The organism is Anaerotignum faecicola (assembly GCA_024460105.1).
In the GTDB taxonomy this organism is placed as follows: Bacteria; Bacillota; Clostridia; order Lachnospirales; family Anaerotignaceae; genus JANFXS01.
The window spans coordinates 147,649-154,759 of record JANFXS010000007.1; the positions used below are offsets into that span (position 1 = coordinate 147,649).

Below are 7,111 nucleotides of genomic sequence, written 5' to 3' on the forward strand. Positions count from 1 at the left end.
TTACTTTTGTTCGGAAGATTTAAAATCACTTCTGCTAATAACATTTTATTATAAGATTTTTTCAGTTATAATATTATTTAGCGAATATGTTAGCGATATACGATACGGAGTATCAGGAAGAATTAAAGGAGCTTATACGTTATTATTCCATAACGGTTTTAAAGGACGGCAGACAATGCCTGAGAAAGCGTGTGGAATGGTGGACGAAAGAAGACGTTACATACTATGAAGAAACGGAAGAGAATATATATATCAGGGATATAAGCCGCAGCATAAACCCTTCGCCGCATTTTTGGCAGGTAACGAGCCTGAACGGGCTTGAACAAAGGCGCACACCTCATTCGTGGGGGCGTGTGCCTTTTATTATACTCAAAAACAACGACGAAATGACGACGGATCTCCAAAAGGTAAAAGGCCTTATAGACGCATACGACCTTATATCGAGCCAGGGGACAAACGACCTTCTCGACCTTGTGGCGCTGTACTGGGTTATACAGGGCTACGGCGGGGAAACGGCGAATTCCATTGCAAGAAAGCTGCAGCTAAACAGGGCGGTTAATGTCATAGGCTCCGACGGCGGGAAAATATCCGCCGAACAAGTCGACATACCGGTAACGGGGCGGCTTGAATGGCTCAAAATGTTGCGGCGGGATATATTCAATTTCGGCATGGGCATAGACGTTGACAGCGACAGGTTCGGCAACGCGCCGAGCGGGGTAAGCCTGAAATTTCAGTATACGCTTCTTGACCTGAAAGCAAACGCCGTAGCGGCAAAGCTTAAAAGGGCGGTAAAGGAGCTTTTGTGGTATGTAACGGAGGACATTAACAGGAAAAACGGGACTTCTTACGACAGCGGCCTTATTGAAGTCGGCCTTAATAAAACGATGATTACAAACGATATGGAAACGGTGCAGATTTTAACGCAGTCGAAAGGCCTTATATCCGATAAGACGATTATAGCCCGCCACCCGTTTGTAGACGACGTCAACGAGGAATTAAAGGAGCTTGAAGCGCAGGAGAAGAAGGAACAGGAGAAATGGGAAGAAAACATGACGGCGCGGGGCGGTGAGGCCGTTGAAAGGTAGCGGATATTGGCGGGAACGGTATATAAAACTGGGCGAAAGGATGTCGGCTAAAGGGGAAGGCTATTATAAAGCCCTTCAAGGGGAATACGAAAAGGCCTTTGAAAGTATAGAAAAGGACATACAATCATTTTACAACAAGTTTGCCGCCGACAATAAGCTTACGTATGCCGAGGCTTCTAAGCTCCTTACCTCGTCGGAACGGAAAAAGTTCCAAATGAGCGTTGACGAGTATATAAAAAAAGGCGCGGCAAACGGCGTATCCTCCGACTGGACAAGGGAGCTTAGAAACGCAAGCGGCGTGTACCATATAAGCAGGCTTAAAGCCCTTCAAATGCAAATCCAAAACGAAATAGAAACCATTGCCGCAAAGAAGCTTAAAGGCATGGGCGGCTTGTTTGAGGATACTTACAGGGAAGGCTATTACCGTTCTTTGTACGAACTGCAAAAGGGCATGGGCCACGGGGCGGCGTTTTCAACCTTAGACACAAGGCGCATTGAAACGGCCATGGGAATGGTATACGGCGAGGACGGCCTGAATTTTTCGGAAAGGATATGGAAAGACAGGCGAGCCCTTGCCCAAACCCTTAAAACCGAATTCCCGCAGATGATAATACGCGGGGAAAACCCCGAGAAGCTTGTAAAACTGCTGTCGGATAAGTTTGAAGTATCAAAGGCGGCGGCAAGGAGGCTTATAAGAACCGAGAGCGCGTTCCTTTCCTCATATGCCGCAAAGGAAAGCTTTGAGGAAACGGGCGTTAAGGAATTTGAGGTAGTAGTAGCCCTGGACGGCAGGACGTGCCAAAGCGCATGCGCACCGCTTGACGGTATGCACAGGCCGTTAAGCGAATATGAAATATGGGTGACGGCTCCACCGTTCCACCATAACTGCCGTTGTGTCGCCGTGCCTTACTTCAACGACGAGTTCACCGAAGGCGAAGAGCGGGCGGCGCGGGATACGGAAACGGGAAAAACTTATTATGTGCCTTCCGATATGACTTATAAGGAGTGGTATAATAAGCATGTTGCGCCGAAGGTTTTGACACTTGAAGAAGAAGGGGCTATAATGAGATATATAAGCTCCGGGTCATATATAATAAATGAGGCTTTAAGGAATGGTCAGCCATTGGAAGGATTTGCAGAAGAAACTGTAGAAAATCTTGACAGTGCTTTGAGAAAAATGCCGTTTTACTATGGAGATGTTATACGCTCTGTTAAACTTGAATTTGCGGAGGAGATTCAGGCTTATATAGACAGGTTTAAAGTCGGTGAAACTATTTTGGAGAAACAGTATATATCTACAACAAAAGGCGGCGTATACAATACAAAAGCTAAAGTACAGATATATATACAGAATAGTTCAAAAGGTCGTGATTTAAGCGGATTTAATTTTTCTGAGAAAGAAATTTTATATGAACGGGGAGCTGAATTTAAAGTTATGCATAAAGAAAATGTAAATGGGATTTGGTGGATAGTTTTGGAGGAATACTAGCTATGGCGTTAAAGGCGGCAGAATGGATATTACTACCGAAAGAAGAACAGGAAAAACGTGCGGATGAATTATCTCCGCATGAATGCTTTTTATTGCGTACCGTTTATGATTATTGTCACCCTACAGAAGAACAAAAGGCGGCAATGACAGAAGAAGAAAGAGCTGAATTTCTACGGGAGCCTACAGAAAAAGAAGTTGAGGCATTTAATAAAGAAGCGGAAGCCATTATTAAACGGATAAAAAAGAAAATATCAGAGGAAAGGAAAAACTAGGTAATCGGAATTTTTGAAAAGATTTAAAGGGAAACCACAGCCGTGAGAGAAAACCAATATCTAATAATATTTTAAAGCGTTTATCATCAGATAAGCGCTTTTTTAATGCAAACAAAAAAAGGGAGGAAAAGGAATGGAATTTTTAAAAAAGCTGTTCGACGGCAAGGCCCTCACATATGAGGAACTTGAAACGGCCGTAAACGGGGCGGGCATTAAGCTTGCGGACATTTCGTCAGGCTACGCCGGACAAGGGGACCTTGAGGCGAAAGAACGCGAACTTAAAGCCGCGAACGAAAGCATAAGGGAATTGACGGGGAAACTTAAGGGCTTTGACGGCGTGGACGTTGAAGGGCTTAAAGCGGACGTCAAATCATGGGAAACGAAATACAATAACGATATGCGGGCATTAAAGAAAGCGGCCGCCGTGGATATGGCGGTTATGAAGGCGGGGGCGCGCAACGCGAAAGCCGTTAAGGCGCTTATAGACATGGACAAAGTAACCGTTAAAGACGACGGGACTATTGAAGGCCTTGATATTGAAAAGATTAAGGAAACCGACGGCTATCTGTTCAACGTCGAAACCGTTACAACCGAAGGGAACGGCGTTGCCGCGGGCAGGGCGGCGGACGGAGCGGAAAACCTGAACGACGTAATAGCAAAAGCCATGGGAATTATATAAGGAGGTAAAATATTATGGCGGTAAACGTATTGGAGTATGCAAAACTATTTGAAACAAATCTTGACCTGCTTGCGGTGCAGACTTTAAAAACGGGCTTTATGGACGCAAACAGCGGACAGGTGCGCTACAGCGGCGGCGACGAGGTTAAGGTTCCCAAACTTTCGGTGCAGGGGTTGGGCAACTATTCAAGGGAGGAAGGATATGTAAGAGGCGCGGTAAACCTTTCATACCAGACGTTAAAAATGACCCAGGACAGGGGCAGGAAATTCATGATTGACGCCATGGACGTAGACGAATCCAACTTTCTCGCCACGGCGGGCAACGTTATGGGCGAGTTCCAGCGCACAATGCTTGTGCCGGAAATTGACGCATACCGTATTTCGAAATTAGCGGCGACGGCAATGGGCGTTGACGGCGACGTACAGGCCGAGTACGGATATACGGTTGACGGAAGCAGTATTATAAAAAAGATTAAAACGGCGGTTAAAAGGATACGCGAAAACGGCTACGACGGCGAAATTGATATACTTGCGACATATGACGTTGTGGGCGCGGTTGAGGAGGCCGCCCTCGGAAAGCTTACGGCAATGACGTTTTCACAGGCGGGTATAAACACGCAGGTACCCCAGATTGACGGTTGCCCGCTTATAGCCGTGCCTTCAAACAGGATGTACACGGCGATTACCGTTTACGACGGCAAGACGGGAGGCCAGGAAGCGGGCGGTTATAAAAAGGGCGAAAAAGGCCTTGACGTCAACTTTATAGCCATAGCGAGGAATGTTCCCATAGCGGTTACAAAACAGGACAAAATGAGGATTTTTACGCCGGACACATACCAGGCCGCAAACGCGTGGAGCATAGATTACAGGCGGTACCATGATTTATGGGTGCTTGACAATAAGAAGGGTTCGCTGTTTGTAAACGTCAAGGACGCCAAACCGAGCGATTAAGGGGGAATGAATGATGTTCAGGCTTATAAGGGAAAATGTGGAAAGGCTTGTGGAAAGCGAAAGGGAAAAACAAGCCCTTATTAAAGAAGGCTACAAAGAGATAAGCGTAACGGAGGCCAACCCCGGACTTACGAAAGAGGAAAAAGCAAAACAGGAGCCTAAGAAAAAGGCCGCAGAGGCGTGACCCCTATGGACAGGATAGATAAATTAAAAAAGCTTTTGGGCATAACGGGAAATGGCATGGATTTTATATTGAACTTTGTGCTTGAGGCTGTAACTGAGCAGATATTAAACTACTGCAATATTGATGAGATACCGGAAGGCCTGGAAAATACCCTTCTGTCCATGTGTATTGACAGATACCGCGCCGAAGGGTACGGTTCGGAACAGGCGGCGGGGAATGTGAAAAGCATTTCGGAAGGCGACGTTTCCGTGACGTTCGGCTCCCCTTTCAGCGGAACGGATAATCCGTCAATGCCGTTTTTAAAAGGATACGAACAAACGCTTAACAGGTTCAGGAAACTGGGGAGGTGGTGAAAACGTCGGTATTCGACTGTATAAAGGGATACGCCGAAAGCCTGTATGACAGTACATGCACTGTTATTGAATATATAGGCGGGGAAGGCGTTATAAACAACGCACAGCCCGTAACTGCCGCCGAAGGCATACCGTGCAGGCTGAGTTTCAAAAGCGCGCCGGCGGCGGGAAACGGCGCGGCGTCGGAGGTAAGCCAAAGCATAAAGCTTTTTTTGCCGCCCGATATCAATATTAAGGCGGGCAGCGGCGTTATAGTAAACCACAGGGGCGTTGAAAGGAAGTTTAAGGCCGCGGGGGAACCTATGGCATATGTATCGCACCAGGAAGTGGAATTGAAGTCGGAAAGGGGATATGCTTAGTGGCCAACGGTATAAGGGTGGATACGCGGCAGCTTAAGGCCTTTAGGGGCAGGCTTGAAAAGCTGGAAAAATTTGGGTTTGGGAGAATCTCAAGGGCGGCGGCGGACGAACTCGCAAACAGGCTCCGTAGGAAAGCCGAAAAAAGAACGCCTGTCGATACAGGAACCCTGAAAGCCGGCTGGACGATAGACGGCCAAAAAAGGCGCAGGAAAGTTTATAGGGCGGAGGTGACCAATCCCGTGCCGTATGCCACTTATGTGGAGTTCGGCCATATACAAACCCCGGGGCGGTATGTGCCGGCTATAGGGAAACGGCTTAAAAGCGGCTGGGTGCACGGATATTTTATGCTTGATATTTCCACAAAGGAATTAAGACGCGACGCGGACAGGATAGTGCAGAAAATGCTTGATAAAGCTTTGAAGGAGTATTTCGATGCTGAATGATATAATAAAAGGCATGGCTGAAAAAATAAGGACGGTTTACCGGCCGGAGGATTACAGGCTGTATACGGAAGACGTAAAGCAGGGATTTAAAGAGCCCTGCTTTTTTATATCGGCCGTTGAACACGGACATGTAAAATGCCTCAATACGCGGTATAAGGAAGAATATTACATGTCCGTACAGTATTTTCCGAAAGGCGGCAGTGCGGAGTGCGCCGAAGTTTCAGGGGAACTGCCTTTTTTACTGGAATACATAGAAGCGGGCGGCGATTTAATACACGGCGTTGATATAAGCTCCCGAATATCCGACGGCGTGTTTGTATTCCTGATTAAGTATACGGTTTTTGTATCAGCCGCCTTGCCGGAAGATGAATTTATGGAAAGGGTTGAAATTAATGGAGAAACAATATAAAAGCAAAAAAGACGACGAGAGCACGGAAACTGTTAAAAGTAATGCGGGAAAAGTCAACAACAGTGCGGCGTTTTCAAAAAAACAGCTTTTAAATTCAGAAAAATACGCCGGGTATAAAGATTTATTGTCGGCGGTACTTTCCGAAGGGGTAATGTATACTTTTGACGAAACGGATAAATTTATTGAAGGGTTCCTTAAAAAGGAGGTTGATTAAATGGCGTTAGGAGGAGGAACATTTTTAACACAGAACAAAGTTATACCGGGGGCGTATATCAACTTTGTAAGCGCGGCGAGGAGCACGGCGGCTTTAAGCGACAGGGGATACTGCGCTATGGCCATGGAGCTTGACTGGGGCGTTGACGGCGAAGTGTTTACCGTTGAAAGCGGCGACTTCCAAAAGGACAGCATGGCCATATTCGGTTATGACTACACAAGCGGCAAGCTTAAAGGGCTGAGAGATTTATTCCTTAACGCCAAAACCCTTTACTGCTACAGGCTCAACAGCGGCGAAAAGGCGTCGAACGATTTTGCGGAGGCCAAATACAGCGGCATAAGGGGAAACGACATTACAATCGTTATAGCAAAGAACGCCGACGATGAAAGCAAGTTCGACGTTACTACAAAGTTTGACGGTAAGGAGGTAGACTTGCAGACTGTCGGAAAAGCCGGCGAACTTTCGGAAAACGGATATGTAAAATTTAAAGGGGGAGCCGAGCTGAGCGAAACGGCGGGGACGGCCCTTTCAGGCGGGACAAACGCCAAAAGCGTTACGGGATCCGAATATCAGGAGTTTCTTGACAAAATCGAAAGCTACAGTTTTAATACCCTCGGATGCTTAAGCACGGAGGAAACAATAAAAGGCCTTTTCGTATCCTTCACAAAAAGGCT

General features: G+C 46.7%; 12 protein-coding genes. All 12 read left to right on the top strand.

Annotation, left to right across the window (positions count from 1 at the left end):
- Nucleotides 1-86 precede the first annotated feature (86 nt).
- Complete coding sequence (locus NE664_11790; protein ID MCQ4727326.1) at nt 87-1,085, top strand: phage portal protein; 999 nt, start codon at nt 87-89, stop codon at nt 1,083-1,085.
- On the top strand, nt 1,075-2,574 hold the full coding sequence (locus NE664_11795) for a minor capsid protein (protein ID MCQ4727327.1): 1,500 nt from the start codon (nt 1,075-1,077) through the stop codon (nt 2,572-2,574). The genes NE664_11790 and NE664_11795 overlap by 11 nt, the downstream gene beginning before the upstream one ends.
- Nucleotides 2,575-2,576: 2 nt before the next feature.
- Nucleotides 2,577-2,846 (top strand): hypothetical protein, encoded by a 270-nt coding sequence (locus NE664_11800; GenBank protein ID MCQ4727328.1) that lies wholly within the window; start codon nt 2,577-2,579, stop codon nt 2,844-2,846.
- A gap of 133 nt (nt 2,847-2,979) precedes the next feature.
- Nucleotides 2,980-3,525 carry a phage scaffolding protein gene (locus NE664_11805; GenBank protein ID MCQ4727329.1) on the top strand — a complete coding sequence of 182 codons (546 nt, stop codon included), beginning with the start codon at nt 2,980-2,982 and terminating at the stop codon, nt 3,523-3,525.
- Between the two features lie 14 nt (nt 3,526-3,539).
- The gene (locus tag NE664_11810; GenBank protein MCQ4727330.1) at nt 3,540-4,475 is read left to right on the top strand and encodes a hypothetical protein; all 936 of its coding nucleotides are present in this window, start codon (nt 3,540-3,542) and stop codon (nt 4,473-4,475) included.
- A gap of 10 nt (nt 4,476-4,485) precedes the next feature.
- Nucleotides 4,486-4,659: a hypothetical protein gene (locus tag NE664_11815; protein ID MCQ4727331.1), complete on the top strand. Its 174-nt coding sequence runs from the start codon at nt 4,486-4,488 to the stop codon at nt 4,657-4,659.
- 5 nt (nt 4,660-4,664) lie between these two features.
- The gene (locus tag NE664_11820; protein MCQ4727332.1) at nt 4,665-5,012 is read left to right on the top strand and encodes a phage head-tail connector protein; all 348 of its coding nucleotides are present in this window, start codon (nt 4,665-4,667) and stop codon (nt 5,010-5,012) included.
- Nucleotides 5,009-5,371: a hypothetical protein gene (locus NE664_11825; GenBank protein MCQ4727333.1), complete on the top strand. Its 363-nt coding sequence runs from the start codon at nt 5,009-5,011 to the stop codon at nt 5,369-5,371. The genes NE664_11820 and NE664_11825 overlap by 4 nt, the downstream gene beginning before the upstream one ends.
- The gene (locus tag NE664_11830; protein MCQ4727334.1) at nt 5,371-5,814 is read left to right on the top strand and encodes an HK97 gp10 family phage protein; all 444 of its coding nucleotides are present in this window, start codon (nt 5,371-5,373) and stop codon (nt 5,812-5,814) included. The genes NE664_11825 and NE664_11830 overlap by 1 nt, the downstream gene beginning before the upstream one ends.
- Entirely contained in the window at nt 5,804-6,223 is a 420-nt protein-coding gene (locus NE664_11835; GenBank protein MCQ4727335.1) for a hypothetical protein, read from the top strand. Before NE664_11830 ends, NE664_11835 begins: the two co-directional genes overlap by 11 nt.
- Nucleotides 6,207-6,437, top strand: a complete 231-nt coding sequence (locus NE664_11840) for a hypothetical protein (GenBank protein MCQ4727336.1) — start codon at nt 6,207-6,209, stop codon at nt 6,435-6,437. Before NE664_11835 ends, NE664_11840 begins: the two co-directional genes overlap by 17 nt.
- The coding region (locus NE664_11845; GenBank protein MCQ4727337.1) for a phage tail protein at nt 6,438-7,111 on the top strand (674 nt) is incomplete at its 3' end. It lies immediately after the preceding gene.

What these genes read in the sequence shown, in the direction of transcription:
- NE664_11790 (MCQ4727326.1), top strand. Translation starts at nt 87, where the DNA reads ATGTTAGCGATATACGATACGGAGTATCAGGAAGAATTAAAGGAGCTT.
- NE664_11800 (MCQ4727328.1), top strand. Translation starts at nt 2,577, where the DNA reads ATGGCGTTAAAGGCGGCAGAATGGATATTACTACCGAAAGAAGAACAG.
- NE664_11805 (MCQ4727329.1), top strand. Translation starts at nt 2,980, where the DNA reads ATGGAATTTTTAAAAAAGCTGTTCGACGGCAAGGCCCTCACATATGAG.
- NE664_11810 (MCQ4727330.1), top strand. Translation starts at nt 3,540, where the DNA reads ATGGCGGTAAACGTATTGGAGTATGCAAAACTATTTGAAACAAATCTT.
- NE664_11815 (MCQ4727331.1), top strand. Translation starts at nt 4,486, where the DNA reads ATGATGTTCAGGCTTATAAGGGAAAATGTGGAAAGGCTTGTGGAAAGC.
- NE664_11820 (MCQ4727332.1), top strand. Translation starts at nt 4,665, where the DNA reads ATGGACAGGATAGATAAATTAAAAAAGCTTTTGGGCATAACGGGAAAT.
- NE664_11835 (MCQ4727335.1), top strand. Translation starts at nt 5,804, where the DNA reads ATGCTGAATGATATAATAAAAGGCATGGCTGAAAAAATAAGGACGGTT.
- NE664_11840 (MCQ4727336.1), top strand. Translation starts at nt 6,207, where the DNA reads ATGGAGAAACAATATAAAAGCAAAAAAGACGACGAGAGCACGGAAACT.